This window comes from Variimorphobacter saccharofermentans, assembly GCF_014174405.1.
GTDB lineage: Bacteria > Bacillota > Clostridia > Lachnospirales > Lachnospiraceae > Mobilitalea > Mobilitalea saccharofermentans.
The window spans coordinates 256,152-273,156 of sequence record NZ_JACEGA010000001.1; the positions used below are offsets into that span (position 1 = coordinate 256,152).

A 17,005-nucleotide genomic window follows, 5' to 3' on the forward strand; every position below is an offset into this window, starting at 1 on the left:
GCACAGGTGTGAGAATGCTTCGGAATAAATTACGGTATCTGTTTCTTTTGGCATTCGTTGGTGTACTATCCATTTTATATAACATATATTACATGACCATTATATTTCTGACAGTAGCAGCTATGCCGCTATTAATGATCGGATATATTTTCTATGTCAGTAGGAAAATAGATTGTAAATTATTTTGCTCGGTTCATGTTGTGAATAAGGGCGAAGCTATCCCCATCTCAGTTCAGATATATAATCCCACGATTTTTCCTATATCGAACATTAAGCTGTTTCTGACATATAAAAACACCTATTCAGCCAAACAGTATACAAAGGAAATACAGATATCAGTGGATGGAAGAACCGGTACCTCTGTTTCCAGCAAGATTTATTCAGACTTTGCTGGTAATATTGAGATTACTTTAAAGAAAATCCGAATTTATGATTATATTAAGCTGTTTTCGGTGAGAAGAAAGAATTGCGAGAAAGGAATTGTTGCAGTACTTCCGAGCTATTATGAGCTGATGGGGAATAATTTTACGTTGAAGAATAATACAATTGTGGAAAGTGACCATTACTCTACAGTGAAGAGTGGAGACGATCCTTCTGAAGTATTTGCCATCCGGGAATATAAGGAAGGGGATCGTCTTCAACGTATTCATTGGAAGCTAAGCATGAAGCAGAATCAGCTAATGATAAAGGAATTTAGTGATCCACTGAATTGCTCGGTGCTATTGTTTGTAAATCTGGGTGTTCCTCAAGGAAATAATGTTCTTTTTTATATGGATTCTATACTGGAAAGCGCGTTATCCCTTTCCTATACCTTGATTTTAAATAAGCAAATACATTATCTGTCCTGGTATGATGCTAAGAATGAAATATGCAGAAGAATTCGTATTATGCAGGAATCGGAATTATATGAAGCAATGGAAGGTCTTTTGAATTCGATATCTTACCGAAATTCGGTGGAAGCAATTTCTAATTATCTGGCTGAATTTGGGAAGGAAGCCTATACGGATCTTTTCTACATCACAGGAGAGCTATCGGAACAAGAAGTAAACATGTTATCACACATCAGAACACAAAGAAGTCAGATTATTTATATGAGTAATCTGAATAAGCTTTCTGAGAGAGAATATATGTTGGACAAAGTGATACAACAGTCGGAAGCTATGGGAATTGGAGTGTTCAATGTTGATGCCTCCGATATTAAGAAGGATATGGAGCAGTTAAGACTGGAATAGAGTGGTGGTGATGGAATGAGTCAAAAAGTACATGACGGGATCATTGTGGATTCCTCCGTATATATTGAAGATGATAGAAAAAAAGATAATCCTGTTACAATAAGATTAATTCAATATGTAGCCATCGTTATAGCGATCTGGAGTTCCCTGTCCGTGCTTATGGATACGCTGGGAACACCAGCCAATAAAATTTATATCAATCTTGCGATTCTTGTAACAGCTGGGATTACATTTGGGCTTTGTTTATACCGTTCATATCACTTTGTGAAACTGTTCTTCGGTGTACTGTTTTACGGCCTTTTTTTTATCAGCCGAATTAAGAGAATCACCAATGCTTTTTTTATAATTGAGAATTTAGTAATTGATAAGATCTATGCCTATTATGGATATCAATTAAATTATTATAATGCAGACTATACGAGGGCTTCCGAGGATATAACCCTGTTACTGATTTTATTTCTGATACCGCTTACTCTATTGATTACGGTGTCAATGATAAAGAACAGACTGATAGCTATTAGTGGTCTTGTGCAATTACTCCTGATAGCGGTAAGCTTTATCTTTGGAATTATTCCGGCTGAGAGATATTTGTTTGCTTATATTATTACGACTATTTATATGATCAAGTCAGGAGATATTGGCCATTCTAAGGACGAACAACAAAGAAAGCTCATGAAGAGAATTAGCAGCAGAGCGGCGGCCTATTTTAGTGTGATGGGTATAGCACTCTTTTTACTTATGAAGTTGATCGTTACTCCACAGCAATACGAAAAGGTTGAAGAGATTGCTGAGATTAAATCAGAAATTCAAACCACACTTTCTAATCTGACATTTCAGGATATTACGCAAAGTTTTTCGGATATAAAGTTACCGGGGCATGATACCTCGGTAGGCGGATTGGATGGTGGTGAACTGGGGAGTACTGGAAGAGTGGAATTTCATAATATAGAGCAATTGCGCGTTACTGCACCGGTATCCTCGATTACTGAGGGAATTTATCTTAAGGGTTATGTTGGGAGCGTATATACAGGAGATAGTTGGGAGAGGCATTCGAAGGAGGATCGTCAGAATTATAAGGAATTATTAAACCATTATCAGAACATGGGCTTTGAGCCTATAAATCAGGTAAATGGAATGATTGATGAGCTGATAGAAAAGGAGGATATTCCTGAATCTGAATTCTCATTATATAATATCAGCCGAGGCAAAATGTATATTGATTATCAGTCTGCAAATAAGAAGTTTCTCTATGCACCGTATTTTACAGATTATGAGTTGATCGATGGGGTCAGTGCAGTGGACGATCTTTATATTCTACCCAATAAAAAGAATAGTAATTATGAGGTGGAATATTATTTTAATTTCTCGATGAATAATATAGGTCTGGGGAATTTCCTTTCCTATCAGGGCCTTTTGGATAGTACGGTTGCAGAGAAAAGTTACAGGGATTATGTATATAAGACCTATACGAAACTGCCAGAGGAAGGTTTAGAACGACTAAAGAAGGACTTTACACTAACTCAGGAGGAAGCTTCTCAACGTAATACGATAGAGTTGATTGCTTATGTGAAAGCTTATCTGGAGAGTAACACCCAGTATTCTCTTTCACCGGGCAAACTACCAAAGGGAGAGGATTTTGTAGAATACTTTTTATATGAGAACCATCTTGGTTATTGTGCACATTATGCCTCGGCCGCGGCGCTAATGCTCCGTGCTATGGGAGTTCCCACCCGTTATGTGGAAGGCTACACCTTTAATTCTAAGGACATTATCCAAGACTCTGCTTTGGGTGGACAAAGTATTACAGTTTATGATGTCGGACAGGCCAGTCATTTTGATGTGCCGCAGGCTCAGGTAGCGGTAAAGGATTATAATGCGCACGCCTGGGTTGAGGTGTATATTGATTATTGTGGTTGGCTTCCGGTGGAATTCACTCCTGGATCATCCATGAATAATACAGTGGGTATGGTAGAAGATATGTCGGAGTTTAGTAGTATCATGGCACAAAAGGAAGAGGAAGCGCCTGATACCACAGAGGTAACTCCTTCGCCCACACCGACAGTTGCTGCTGAAAAGGAAGAACCAACTCCTGCGCCTCAGGAATTGACGACCCAGGATAAATTGAAGGAGCAATCCTCAAAGGCTTCCGAGAAGCATAACGATGTGATATTCTTTCTTCTGCTCATTATACTGGTGTTCGGTGCCGGTATTCTCTGGCTATATATGAGAATACGCAAGAATAGATATGCAAGAATGAATAAAAGCAAGAATATCAGGGCCCTATATTTATTCAAAGATATTGAGAAATTACTTTTATGTTACCGTAATCTGCCAGTGAGTAGAGCAAGCCTGGAGGATTGTGAGGAACATATTAAGGATTATTATAAATTCGTTAATCAAGAGCAATTTCAGATCTGTATGGATATCGCTCGAAAAGCGCGATTTGGAAACAGAACCATATCACCATCAGAGTTAAGTAAGGTCGAGGAGCTGTACCGGGATATTTATGTTACCGTATATAGTAAGCTTAGTTCCATTAAAAGGCTTTACCTAAGAATTCTCTTGGAAATCGATTAATGCGTGTATTGATTAAGGATTAACTTGATAAACGTGGTTGTCGTATACGCAGGGATATAACTTACCATAATGCACTGTCGAAAGTACATTTTTACTGTATTTTGTGTGCCTCAGGCGAATATGTATGTTCGTGTATGTTCGCCTGAGACATTCAAAATCAGTAAATGTACTTCCGTCTGTGTGTGAGGTAAGTTATATCCCTGCAAATGTATGTAGTAACCACGTTTTAATCAAATTATAAGAAAATGGAACTACAACAATTGATACTGATATGGTATACTATTAGTAAAAATAGGTATTTGTTTGGTCGCACTTATATTATGAACAGAAAAGGAGGCCGTATTATGAATAAAATCATAACAATTAGCAGGCAATATGGCAGTGGAGGACGGGAAATAGGTGCAAAACTAGCTCAAAAACTGGGGATACCATTTTACGATAATGAAATCATAACCAGAGCAGCGAAGGATAGTGGGTTTTCTGAAGCAGTATTTGAAAATGCAGAGAAAAAAGCGTCCAATAGTCTTTTATACTCAATAGCAATGGGTATGAACGCTTATGGTAATCAGGATATTGGTTTTACTCATTTATCCCTGGATGATCAGATCTATATAGCACAATCCAATGTGATTCGCAAGGTAGCCCAAGAGGGGCCATGCGTTATTGTTGGAAGGTGTGCCGATTATGTTTTACGTGATTATAAGAATGTAGTGAATGTGTTTATTTGGGCAGACCTGGAATTTCGTAAGAACAGGGCAATTCAGCTATATCAACTGAAAGAGAATAAAGCAGAGGAAGAAATTCTGAAAATAGATAAAAGCAGAGCGAATTATTACAACTATCACGCCAGCGAGAAGTGGGGTAAAGCGGAAAACTATCATTTGTCTATTAAGAGTGATTGCATAGGAATCGATAATTCAGTTGATTGTATTCTGCAGTTTCTTGAATATTGCGAAAGGGGTATATCATCCGGTAAATGAAATGGAGAGAACGATTTAATAAAAAGTATATGCAGATATCTCTGTATGTCATAATCACAACCGTTATCATAACATTTTTGATTTTAATCATTTGGAATGCTCCATTGATTGCAAGCTTTCTTTTTGATAAAGTACAATGGGTGATTCGTGTAATCAGACCTGTTATTATAGGCTTTGTGTTCGCTTATCTGATGGATCCGGCAGTGAATTTCTTTGAACGTAAATTTCGGAAGCTGACTACAAAAAAGCTATTTCGCTGGATTAAGAGACCAAGAACCTGGGCAGTCCTGATCTCTGTGATTATACTGTTTTCAGCCTTTGTTGGACTAATATCCTTGTTGGTGTATTCAGTGACGAACCAGCTTCGTCTTGCTAACTTTGATGATATAATAAAGCTGGGCGAAGAATACATGAATACCCTTAATGATTTTTATAACTTTATTGTAGGTGAATTAAAGGAATTAGATATACAATCCCAGGAATTTGAACAGTATGTGGAAAATGCAACTACCTTTATATTAAATGCGCTGATGGGATTTGCGGATGCCACACTGGAGTCGGTAACGAATATCTCTGGGTATCTGACAACCATCATTTTCAGCTTTATCATTGGAATATACTTTATGATTGATGGCAGAATGTTCATGAACTATATTACGAAAGTCTGTAAAGCGTTGCTCAGTGACAATGCAAATCGGAGAATTCTCAGAACGGTTCATGATCTGGATGATGTATTCTCCGGTTATATCAGAGGACAACTGACGGACGCACTGGTGATGATGGTTTTAATCAGTCTTGTCCTTTCCATAATTGGAGTCAAGTTTTCAGTTGTCATCGGAATTTTTGCTGGAATAGGAAATCTTATTCCGTATTTTGGGCCAATTATAGCATATTTTAGTACTGCCATCGTATGCCTGATTAATGGGGACATTAGGACGCTGATTATTGCTGTCATAGCCTTGTTAATAATTCAGACGGTGGATGGGAACTTAATCGGACCAAAACTGTTAAGTAAATCCATAAAAATACACCCGCTAATCATTATAGTGTCTTTGATTTTTGGAAGTGCACTCGGAGGCTTCCTGGGAATGCTTGTGGCTGTACCGGTGGGTGCTTTTATGAAACTGGTATTTGTAAGGTTCATTGACAACCGTCTGGAACGTAAGGAAGAATTGAAGAATATAAATTAGGGAAATATAAGTGGCTACCTCTAGAAAATGTAATGATATATTTTTGGGTGGCCCTCCTTTTTGTAAGGCAGTAGGTTAATATATAGGATTATAATTGAAATAAATTTGTAAAATATGTAAGGAAAAATTAAGAAATATGATAGACATTTATTAAGATTTTTTGTGTATCATTATATGGCAGAAGAAACTGTATTCAGGCCAGTTAGGAAGGTGAAGAATGAACAACAATTTGTCTGATAATATAATAGAGGTCAAAAATGCTAGAAAAGTCTACCGTATGGGAAGCGAACGCATCTGTGCGGTGGATGATGTAAGCTTTACTATAAAAAAAGGTGAATTCTGTTGTCTGTATGGAGCATCCGGTTCTGGTAAATCGACGATATTGAACTTAATGGCAGGAATTGAGAAGCTAACATCAGGTCAGATCATTATCAAAGGGAAAAATGTACATAAAATGAGTGAGAAAGGATTGGCAAAATTCCGGCAAAATAATCTTGGTTTTGTATTTCAATCCTATAATCTTTTAAATTCCATGACTGCTTTAGAGAATGTGGAGTTACCATTGGTATTTAAGCATATAACGTTGAAAAAGAGGCGGAAGATGGCCAAGGATATGCTGATCAAAGTAGGCCTGGGACCAAGATTAAAACATAAACCGAAGGAAATGAGTGGTGGTCAACAACAGAGAGTCGGAATTGCCAGGGCCTTTGTCAGTAATCCGGAGATTGTATTTGCCGATGAGCCAACTGGAAATCTGGATTCCAAAACATCCAGAGAAGTAATGGATCTGATTAAGGAAATGGCAAAGACAAATCATCAGACGATTGTAATGGTTACGCATGATATACGCTTAACAGAATATGCGGATAAAATAATCCATATTTTCGACGGAAAGATAGAAAATATTGAGATTGTTAACCAAAGTACAACACCGGAAGAGGGGGTTACCGAAGAGGTTTCGGACGTTTCGTGACGAAATTAGGGACAAACTTAGAAAAGATGATAAGCAATTCGTTTCGTATAGATTAGAATATAAGAAAGGGAGCAGAGGTATCAGGATGAGAGTAAAAAGAATTTTGGTTGCAGTATTTGCGTTTGTAATTTTCGCGGTTGGATTATCGGGCAATGAAAAGATAGCATCAGCAGTAAGAACAGAATCAATCATGGTGGGGGATGATGGAGTTTATACAGTAACACCTGGAGATACTGTACGTATTAAGATTCCACTAAAAGCAATAGGTGTTTCAGCAGATTATAAAGATGTTAATGTTATTGATGAAAATACAAAATCACCGTTCACGATATCAAAACCCAAGATATTGACGGATCACAGCAAAGACATATCCTATATTAGCGTAGCAGAATTTGTTTATGCAACATTTGATGTGAAGGTTAAGGAGACAGCCAAAATGGGTGATTATCCAATGAAGCTTCAGATCACCGCATGGGATTATCAGGCTGGCTATGACGAAAACAATAATCTAAGTACCTATCCACTTAGCGTCGATTTTAAGCTGGTGGTACTAGCAGAAAAAGGTCCTTCGCAAATAACAATCAGCAGAGTAAAATGTGATAACCCGATGATCGGAGCATATACCAACCTAAACTTTGCGATAAAAAATGAAGGTGAAATCACGGCTCGTGGCTTGTATTACAGTATTAATTATGGAGATTCCGGCATTAAAGGTGATTATTCCTCGAAAAAATTTAAGTTGGGTGACCTAACTCCTGGAACGGAAAAACAGGTAATATTACCAATATCAATTCTATCCACAGCTACGGAGGGAAAGAAAACTTTAACCGTTAATTTTGAATATAAGAATTTGGATGGTGAAGCAATTACTGATTCTTATAATATTGACGTGGAAATCATGAAAAATGATAAGGCCCCGAATCTTATAATTGAGAGTGTTGAATATGAGGGAGATATTAAGCCTGGTGAGAATATTGTTGTAAAACCCATCCTGAAAAATGTGGGTGGCTCCATAGCGAAAGATATCTATCTGACAGTAGATGCTTCGAGCTTAGGAAAAGAAGGATTTATTAAGAATTATTTTGATGATTTATGGGTGACGGATATCAAGGCAGATAGTAAGAAAAAAGCGGAAATACCTTTAACAGTATCCAAGGGCGCAGTTAGCGGTGTAAAAGAATTAGTTATAAACATTAAGTATGTGGATAATAAGGGACTTTCCTATACAAAATCAGAAACAGTGTATCCGGATATCTTAGGCCAGGGAGAAGGTTCTAGTCTCCTGATTAGCAATGTCTCTCAGTCTCAGGCGTCACCTTCAGCAGGAGGAAGACTGGATGTATCATTCCAGCTAGAGAATAAGGGAATATCCGACATTACTGACTTAAAGATCATGCTAGATGGATTAACAGGTGATACGTTTATTCCGGTGGATTCCGATCCCTATATATACATAGACAAGATAGAAGGTGGTTCAAAGAAAGGAGTAAAAATCCCCTTAATATTATCCGATACCATACCGGAAGGGATGAATAATCTTACTCTTAAAATTAAGCATTCACAAGATGCAGAAGGAACCACTGTTATTGTGCCTGTAACGGGTGTTGTCAATGATTTGGGAAGTAACAGTAAACCCAAGCTGATTATTAGCAAATATACTGCGGATACAGAGGAGCTTCGGGCAGGCTCTACCTTTAACTTAACATTTGACTTGTACAATACCAATGCAGCAATTGCGGCAAAGAATATAACAGTAACCATTACACAAGCTGATACCCAGACCGAGAATGTATTTTCTGTAACACAGGGTAGCAACAGCTTCTTCATTAATAAAATTGGTCCAGGTGAGACCGTACAAAATACCATTGAATTGAAGGTAAAGGCCGATGCGAAGACTGCAGCATATCCGATTGTTCTGGAGATCGAATATGAGTATGATGGAATAAAGCCAAATCCGGAGACAGGTGAAATCGGAGAACTTAAGAAGGAAAAGCTTAATCTTCAGGTAGTTGAGAATTCGAGACCAGTCGTTGATAATGTTAATGTTTATTCATGGGACGGCAATGTGTCCGTCGGAAATCCGGCCATGCTTTCCTTTGAATTCTATAATATGGGCAGATCCCCTCTTAATAATGTAATTGCAACGGTAGAAGGTGATTTTACAAAATCAGGTGGAGATATGTATTTCATTGGTAATGTTGCCGAAGGTACTTCTGCGTATGTAGAATTTGAGGTACTACCTAATATAGAGGGCGTAGCGAAGGGCTTAGTAAGAATTACATTTGAAGACAGTAATGGAGATAAGATTGAGTACACTAAGGATTTTGAAACTCAAGTACAGTCAGCCATTGTCTTTGATCCTGGTATGGGTGATGGTGGTATGATGGATGCGTTTAATCCAATGGAACAGGAAGTAAAAAAGAATATCCTTCCGTTATGGTTATTCATTATCTGTCAGATAGCCATTGCAGCGGTATTTATACCGATTACTAGAAAAATAGTTATTAGTGCATATAAATCAAAGCTTCTGAAAGAAGAACAGGAGCAATAATATCCCAGTTTAGCAATATATAGAAACATTAGAAAGTGAGGATGGAAGAGTGGGAGAGCAAACTGAATTAAATGAGGCAGCTGTTGCCGTAGAAGAGATATCAGTTGATACAGCAGAAGCAGTGAATAAAGAGGCAGAGATGAATACGACTTCGGATGCCGGGACGGCGGATGTGTCTACTACCGAAGCCACTACAGATAGCACAATCGGTGTAGAAAACGGAGAAGAAACAGCTGTGGAGGATATGACATCGGAAGACATTTCTGCTGAAGGAGAAGTAGCGACAGGAGAAATGGAGGATGGAGCAGTTTCTGAAGATATCCCTACAGAGGATGGAGCATTAACAGATGATGCAATAATGAATGCCTACGGGGATATGAACATGGAGGGAGGAATGATGGTGGATCCCACCATGGGAATGGGGATGGAGAAGCCCAAAGCCTCTTTGCTGTCTTCCTGGCCATTTGTGATCGGAATATCGGTACTGGTTCTACTTGTTAGTGTAGCCATTGGTGTGTTACTAGCAAAAAGAAAAATAAAAAAAGGAATTGAGCTATATGAGGATTAGCGATTTGTTCCGAATGGGAATACGAAACCTCTTACGTCGAAAAGCAAGAACAATATTGACCATATTGGGAGTGGTAATTGGTACCTTATGTATCATCATAACGATAGCCATAGGTCATGGTATGGATAAGAATTTTGAGACCCAGGTCATGGAGTATGGCGGTTTGACTACGATTACGGTTGATACATATGCCGCAATTACGGATGAGGATGGAAATTATATAGACAGCAAGGAGCAAAAGCTGAATGACGCGCTGGTGGACCAGATAAGAACCATAGATCACGTCAGGGTAGTAACACCAGTTATACAAAAGAATGCTGTCCTATATTGCGGTAAGTTCATGAGTTGGATATATATCACTGCCATGGATTATGAAGTCTACGATGACTTTGATTTTCCAAAACTTCAATTTGGAGAATATCCAAATGAGAAGGATAATTCGGCAATTATTTTTGGGTCAGATTCTCCTTACGAATTTTATGACCCAACCTCCAGGGGCGGTGCGACCAAACAGGTTGATTTACAAAGGGATAAGGTTATACTGAAATTTGAAGACTATCCAGTGAATGAAAGGAAGAAAGCCTTTACGCTTCCATTAAAAAATATTGCAAAGATGGAAAAGAGTAATGGTGAATTCGACTGGAGTACTTACATGGATATTGACTACTTTAAAAGTATCTATGTAAAGTATTGTAATACATTATCCTTGGAGGATCGCAAGAAGGCCATTAAAACCATTGAAGAATACCAGCAGATACGATTGAATGTCGATAACATTGATAACGTAGAGTATGTTCAGGACAGAATACAGGAACTAGGTTTTCAATCCTTTAGTATGATGCAGTATCTGCAACCGATTCGGGATTCCTCGAAATCCATGCAGATGGTTTTGGGCTTTCTCGGCTTTATCGTTTTGGCAGTATCAGCATTAAGTATTGCAAATACCATGGTTATGTCCATATATGAACGTACGAAGGAAATTGGTGTAATGAAGGTTCTGGGATGCGTGGTTACGGATATACGCAAATTATTCCTGCTGGAAGCATCTTTAATCGGTCTGATTGGAGGAGTTCTCGGGATTATTCTAGGGTATATTGCATCATGGGCGTTAAACAAGTTTGCAATTATAGGCTCTCTGGTCTCAGGAGGTTTTATGCCGAATAGTGCTAATACGACAGTGACGGTAATACCATTCTACTTACCGATCGTATCACTCTTGATATCAGTCGGAGTGGGACTTCTATCCGGATATTTTCCGGCCAGACGTGCGACGAAAATCAGCGCGATCGAAGCGATGAAAACCGAAGGATAACACGGTTGATTATATAAAATAGAAAGGATCTTAAGAAGGTGTCTGAAAGGAGTTAATATTTCAGGCATCTTTTTCGTTAGCTTCATCGTCAATTCGATATCAGGATTTTCCTTACAAAATAAATAACTATAATTTGATTTTCCTCACAATTATGTTATACTAATCTGCAAAAGCAGGTGTTTTATCGTATACGTCTGGTCAAAGCCTGTATAGAAAGAATCGAGAGTATACCTGCATAACCCTATCTTATAAAAAAGCGTATTGGAAAGGAAAAGAATATGAGTGAGATACGAACAAGATTTGCACCCAGTCCAACAGGAAGAATGCACGTAGGAAATCTACGTACCGCATTATATGAATACTTAATTGCAAAACATGAAGGTGGATCCTTTATTTTAAGAATAGAAGATACGGACCAGGAACGTCTTGTAGAAGGTGCGGTGGACATTATTTATCGTACAATGAAGGGAACCGGATTAGTTCACGATGAAGGTCCGGACAAAGACGGTGGATATGGACCTTATGTACAGAGTGAACGTCAGGCAAGCGGGATTTATTTAGAGTATGCGAAGAAATTGATCGACAAGGGCGCAGCATACTATTGCTTCTGTACCAAAGATCGATTAGCTTCTCTTAAAACCACAGTAGGAAATGTGAATGATGACGATGAGGAGGAAGTAAAAGAAATTACGAAATACGATAAGCATTGCCTCCATTTGTCCAGGGAAGAGATTGAGGCAAATCTTGCAGCTGGCATACCCTATGTCATTCGTCAGAACATTCCCACAGAAGGCTCTACAACGTTCCATGACGCTATATTTGGAGACATTACGGTAGATAATGAAGAGTTGGATGATATGATATTAATCAAATCAGATGGCTTCCCTACCTACAATTTTGCCAATGTAGTGGATGATCATTTGATGAAGATTACTCATGTTGTAAGAGGAAATGAGTATCTGTCCTCCACACCGAAGTACACGAGATTATATCAGGCTTTTGGTTGGGAAGAACCAATATATGTACATTTACCCTTGATTACCAATGAAGAGCATAAGAAGCTTAGCAAACGTAGTGGACATTCTTCCTATGAAGATCTGCTAGAGCAGGGATTTGTATCAGAAGCTATTATTAATTTTGTCGCTCTACTCGGCTGGAGTCCATCCAGTAACACAGAGATTATGTCATTGGATGAATTAATCAAGGAATTTGATTATACCCATATCAATAAAGCACCTGCAGTATTTGATATGGTTAAGCTTCGCTGGATGAACAGTGAATACCTGAAGAGCATGGATGATGAAAAGTTTTATCAGCTTGCACTTCCATATATGAAAGAGGTTGTTCATAAAGAACTGGATTATCGTAAGATTGCAGCACTGGTGAAAACACGAATTGAAACATTAATAGATATTAAGGGTATCATTGATTTCTTTGAGGAGCTTCCGGATTACGATATCGAGATGTATACTCATAAAAAGATGAAGACTAATGCAGAAAATTCACTTGAAGTATTAAAGGATTTACTGCCTCAGTTTGAGGCTTTGGATGATTACACTGAGTCCGGAATCGAGAAAGTGATCATGAGTTATATTGCTGACAAGGGAATCAAGAATGGTCAGGGACTCTGGCCGGTGCGAACTGCAGTATCCGGTAAACAGTCCACACCAGGAGGAGCTTATGAGATCATGAGTATCCTGGGTAAGGAAGAAAGCATTCGCCGTATTAAAATTGCAATTGAAAAGTTAAGCATGTAGAAATGATTTCTTAATATTCATTATAAGCAGGGTGATTAATCACTACTCCATGCTATCTATCATGTAACCGGGTTCGATTATATATTGATTGTTAGATTTTATTATGAAGTAAGCTACTATTTCGTTATGGGAATATTTATGATAAGATCTTTTGATTGGTATAGAACCTGGTTACATAAGATATATGATACTAGCTTACTGTTCATTACAATCGTCATTATTCTATCTGATCTATTGAGGTAAGCCCTCAATCATCATTCATCTTATTTATCAAGATCGTCATTAACTTTATGATCCAATCATATCATAACAAATCGCAATAAGGAGTAACTGTATGCAAATGAATCAGGCACAACAGCAGGCAGTATGTCATCAGGATGGTCCAATGCTGGTACTTGCCGGTCCGGGTTCGGGGAAAACCCTGGTTATTACGGAACGAATTAAGTATTTAATTGAAGAATGTAATATTGCTGAAAATGAAATTCTGGTTATTACTTTTACAAAGGCAGCGGCAAATGAGATGAAGGAACGCTACCTTAAGAAGAGGAAGACATCCCATACCGGAGTTAATTTTGGTACCTTTCACGCGGTATTTTTTACAATATTAAAGCATGCTTATCATTTTACTGCTGGTAATATTGCAAGGGAAGAGATACGCTTTCAATTTATTAAGGAAATTCTACATCGAATGAGTGTTGAGTACGAGGATGAGGCAGAATTCTGCTCTGATATTCTGTCAGAAATCAGTCTGATTAAAGGAAGCAGGATGGAGCTGACTAATTACTATTCTATAAGTTGTCCTGATGAACTGTTTCGCGCAATTTATCAGGAGTATCATAACAAGCTCAGACGGGCAAAGCTAATTGACTTTGATGATATGCTTGTTCTGTGTTATGAGCTGTTTCGTGGACGGGAAGACATTTTACAGATATGGCAAAAAAGATTTCGTTATATACTAATTGATGAGTTTCAGGATATTAATAAAATTCAGTACGACATTATCCGAATGCTTACGTCACCAGAGAACAATTTGTTCATTGTAGGGGATGATGATCAATCCATATATCGATTTCGTGGAGCAAAGCCGGAAATTATGTTGAACTTTCCGCTGGATTATCCGGATTGCAGAAAGGTTATCTTGGATAAGAATTATCGATCCACATCCAATATTTTAACTGCATCGAATCGTTTGATTCAATATAATCAAAATCGCTATCAAAAAACAAACGTATCAGTCAAAGGTAACGGCAATGAGATAGCAATATGGCATTTTAATACGTTGGCGGAAGAAAACAAGATGCTTTCAGAAGAAATTGTTAAGCTGCACAGAACAGGAATTCCTTATAAGGAAATGGCAGTACTCATTAGAACCACTCTCGGATCGGGAGCAATGATTCATAAAATCATGGAATACAATATACCATTTCGTATGAAAGACAAGATCCCCAATATATACGACCACTGGATTTTGACGGATTTACTAGCGTATATCAAGATAGCAATGGGTCATACAGATCGAAGTCTTTATTTACAGATCATTAATCGTCCAAAACGATATATCAGTAGAGATGCCTTTGATCAGCCTAACGTGGATTTGGATGCGGTGAAGGACTATTATGAGGATAAAAATTGGATGTTAGAGCGAATTGACCAGTTGGAATATGATCTTGCGTTGATAAATGGTATGAAGCCGTATGCTGCAATAAATTATATTCGTCGTGGTATCGGATATGATGATTATTTGAAGGAATATTGTGATAATAGGAGGATGAAGGCAGAGGAACTTATTGATATTCTGGATGAAATTCAGGAAAGTGCTAAAGGAATGAAGGATGTTCAGGAATGGTTTACGTATATTGAGAATTGCAGGGAGGAGATAAAACGTCAAGCCATGGAGAATTCCATGAATGATACAGACTCGGTAACAATTGCAACCATGCATAGCTCAAAGGGGTTAGAATTTCATACAGTATTCATAGTTGATGCCAACGAAGGGATAACCCCTCATAAAAAGGCAGTCCTACCGGAAGATTTGGAAGAAGAACGCCGGTTGTTTTATGTGGCCATGACTAGAGCAAAGAATTCTCTATATATTCTCAGTGCAAAGGAGCGTTACAATAAGAACCTGCAATGGTCACGATTTATCGATGAAATAAAAGCAACTGAAGAGAAAGATATCAAATAAAGCTTCAACATTAAGAAGACCGCATATATTCCCTGACCAATTATCTTACTTTACAGTCATAGGGTTTATTATGCGGTCTGTTTTATCTGATTCAATAATGATAAAATATTCAATTATGATAAAATATAATTGTTATTCTTCCTCTTCTTCTAATTCATCAAAATCTTCATCATCAAACATTTCATCGTATTCCATAGAATCTAACATTTCTTCAAAGGCATCAGCAACTGCCTCAAATTCATCATCATCTTCAATATTCAGAAGCTGAGGATCCTCGTCACCTTCCTGAATAAAGCGGTATAAGAATACGTTATCATCATCATCTTCGCCTTCTTCTGGCTGAAGAGCAATATAATCCTTGCCATCAACTGAAAAAATATCTAATACAATACAATTTAATTCCGTACCGTCATCTAGTGATAATGTGATGGAATCGTGCTCGTACTCGTGATCATGTCCGCATCCGCAGCCGTCACCGTGATTGTGTTCACCCATAATACTACCTCACTTTTTAGAATTAATGAAAATGAACTCCGGATCATCGAATAGATTTCCACATCGATTAGAATTCATTTAATACCTCAAAATATATGAGGAATATAACTAGAATGTACCAGATTGAGGATAAAAATGCAAGTAAAAATCGGAAATATATTTCCCACTACGGTTCTTTCGAAAATCCAGCCCATACCTAACGGATTCTTTCTAAGTAAAATTAGTGTTACCACGTTCAAATTACAAAAAAAATGATTGACTTTATACATAAATATCATAAAATAAATACGTAGAACATAGTATGCAAATGAGTTCAAAGGCAAGATTTCAGTTTATGAATAACAGTGTCTGCAGGATAAGAAGAACAGTCCTTGGATCAATTTAATACGGGAGATGACAGATCCGGAATCAGACGCTGTGGGAGAGAAATGATAGGGCCGGGGAGCGGAAGAAATTGATCAGCAATCAAGATTACAAAGAAAAGACAGAGATGATTAGAGAGCACAAAATTAATGAACCGAATTTCAATGAACAGACCAATATGACTAGTGAGCAAAAACACAGAGAACAGACCAATATGTTAAGAGAACAGAAATACAGAGAACATACTAGCAGAAATCAAAGGCAAGGCCAATATGCGGATCCAGCAAGAACGAATACATTTATGTACAAGGGAAATGGATCCTATGGTAATTTACCAAAGGAAGTAAAGTCAAGGGAGCATAAGAATTATATGTCCTTCCATTATGGTATGGATAAGGACGAGGAAGAGGAGAACAGAGTTACCAAAGGGAAATCCAGTGAATCTAGGAACAGAAGCTCACAAAGTAAGAATATAGAACAGCAGACCGAGAAGCTGGAGACAATGCTCCGATTGGAACGGGAGAAAAAAGCAGTTCAGAAAAAGAACCGGGAGGAAGAAAACGAAAAGAAAAAGCGACCGGTAATGAAACAAAAAAGAACGAATAATATCAATTGGACAAAGGGATATGAGTATGGTCTGTTAGATGATCTTGATGAAGATTCTATTTTCTAAGAATCATATTCAGATCGGATTTAAGTGAAATAGTGGACTGGAAACATACCCCGCAATAGAACGTTTGTTTACAATTTGCTTTTCATTACCTTTTAATTATGTTATAATATATGAACGATATAGCATCTTAAGATGATATCTCCATTTTA

The 17,005-nt window shown here is 37.8% G+C and carries 12 protein-coding genes; 11 read left to right on the forward strand and 1 reads right to left on the reverse strand.

What is annotated here, in order from left to right; all coding sequences use genetic code 11:
• Nucleotides 1-14: 14 nt before the first annotated feature.
• The 10 genes from H0486_RS01130 (at nt 15) to H0486_RS01175 (ending at nt 15,325) form a co-directional block, all read left to right on the forward strand.
• Nucleotides 15-1,232, forward strand: a complete 1,218-nt coding sequence (locus H0486_RS01130) for a DUF58 domain-containing protein (RefSeq protein WP_228351272.1) — start codon at nt 15-17, stop codon at nt 1,230-1,232.
• 15 nt (nt 1,233-1,247) lie between these two features.
• A complete protein-coding gene (locus tag H0486_RS01135) occupies nt 1,248-3,809 on the forward strand; it encodes a transglutaminase-like domain-containing protein (protein ID WP_228351273.1) in 2,562 nt (853 codons plus the stop codon).
• A gap of 344 nt (nt 3,810-4,153) precedes the next feature.
• Nucleotides 4,154-4,789 (forward strand): cytidylate kinase-like family protein, encoded by a 636-nt coding sequence (locus H0486_RS01140; protein ID WP_228351274.1) that lies wholly within the window; start codon nt 4,154-4,156, stop codon nt 4,787-4,789.
• Nucleotides 4,786-5,979 carry an AI-2E family transporter gene (locus H0486_RS01145; protein WP_228351275.1) on the forward strand — a complete coding sequence of 398 codons (1,194 nt, stop codon included), beginning with the start codon at nt 4,786-4,788 and terminating at the stop codon, nt 5,977-5,979. Before H0486_RS01140 ends, H0486_RS01145 begins: the two co-directional genes overlap by 4 nt.
• 217 nt (nt 5,980-6,196) lie before the next feature.
• The gene (locus tag H0486_RS01150; RefSeq protein ID WP_228351276.1) at nt 6,197-6,952 is read left to right on the forward strand and encodes an ABC transporter ATP-binding protein; all 756 of its coding nucleotides are present in this window, start codon (nt 6,197-6,199) and stop codon (nt 6,950-6,952) included.
• A gap of 85 nt (nt 6,953-7,037) precedes the next feature.
• Entirely contained in the window at nt 7,038-9,503 is a 2,466-nt protein-coding gene (locus H0486_RS01155; RefSeq protein WP_228351277.1) for a COG1361 S-layer family protein, read from the forward strand.
• A 49-nt stretch (nt 9,504-9,552) separates the two neighbouring features.
• Complete coding sequence (locus tag H0486_RS01160; RefSeq protein ID WP_228351278.1) at nt 9,553-10,071, forward strand: hypothetical protein; 519 nt, start codon at nt 9,553-9,555, stop codon at nt 10,069-10,071.
• A complete protein-coding gene (locus H0486_RS01165) occupies nt 10,061-11,383 on the forward strand; it encodes an ABC transporter permease (RefSeq protein WP_228351279.1) in 1,323 nt (440 codons plus the stop codon). Before H0486_RS01160 ends, H0486_RS01165 begins: the two co-directional genes overlap by 11 nt.
• 278 nt (nt 11,384-11,661) lie before the next feature.
• Nucleotides 11,662-13,140: a glutamate--tRNA ligase gene (gene gltX / locus H0486_RS01170; RefSeq protein WP_228351280.1), complete on the forward strand. Its 1,479-nt coding sequence runs from the start codon at nt 11,662-11,664 to the stop codon at nt 13,138-13,140.
• Between the two features lie 334 nt (nt 13,141-13,474).
• A complete protein-coding gene (locus H0486_RS01175; RefSeq protein ID WP_228351281.1) occupies nt 13,475-15,325 on the forward strand; it encodes an ATP-dependent helicase in 1,851 nt (616 codons plus the stop codon).
• Nucleotides 15,326-15,457: 132 nt separating this feature from the next.
• Here the strand turns inward: H0486_RS01175 and H0486_RS01180 are convergent, their stop codons facing one another.
• Entirely contained in the window at nt 15,458-15,820 is a 363-nt protein-coding gene (locus H0486_RS01180; protein WP_228351282.1) for a DUF1292 domain-containing protein, read from the reverse strand.
• Between the two features lie 454 nt (nt 15,821-16,274).
• Between H0486_RS01180 and H0486_RS01185 the strand changes: the two genes are divergently transcribed.
• Nucleotides 16,275-16,856, forward strand: coding sequence for a hypothetical protein (locus H0486_RS01185; protein WP_228351283.1), 582 nt, complete (start codon nt 16,275-16,277; stop codon nt 16,854-16,856).
• Nucleotides 16,857-17,005 lie beyond the last annotated feature (149 nt).

Coding starts and splice junctions, on each gene's coding strand:
- H0486_RS01155 (WP_228351277.1), top strand. CDS start 7,038: ATGAGAGTAAAAAGAATTTTGGTTGCAGTATTTGCGTTTGTAATTTTC.
- H0486_RS01135 (WP_228351273.1), top strand. CDS start 1,248: ATGAGTCAAAAAGTACATGACGGGATCATTGTGGATTCCTCCGTATAT.
- H0486_RS01180 (WP_228351282.1), bottom strand. CDS start 15,820: ATGGGTGAACACAATCACGGTGACGGCTGCGGATGCGGACATGATCAC.
- H0486_RS01175 (WP_228351281.1), top strand. CDS start 13,475: ATGCAAATGAATCAGGCACAACAGCAGGCAGTATGTCATCAGGATGGT.
- H0486_RS01130 (WP_228351272.1), top strand. CDS start 15: ATGCTTCGGAATAAATTACGGTATCTGTTTCTTTTGGCATTCGTTGGT.
- H0486_RS01150 (WP_228351276.1), top strand. CDS start 6,197: ATGAACAACAATTTGTCTGATAATATAATAGAGGTCAAAAATGCTAGA.
- gltX (WP_228351280.1), top strand. CDS start 11,662: ATGAGTGAGATACGAACAAGATTTGCACCCAGTCCAACAGGAAGAATG.
- H0486_RS01140 (WP_228351274.1), top strand. CDS start 4,154: ATGAATAAAATCATAACAATTAGCAGGCAATATGGCAGTGGAGGACGG.
- H0486_RS01145 (WP_228351275.1), top strand. CDS start 4,786: ATGAAATGGAGAGAACGATTTAATAAAAAGTATATGCAGATATCTCTG.
- H0486_RS01165 (WP_228351279.1), top strand. CDS start 10,061: ATGAGGATTAGCGATTTGTTCCGAATGGGAATACGAAACCTCTTACGT.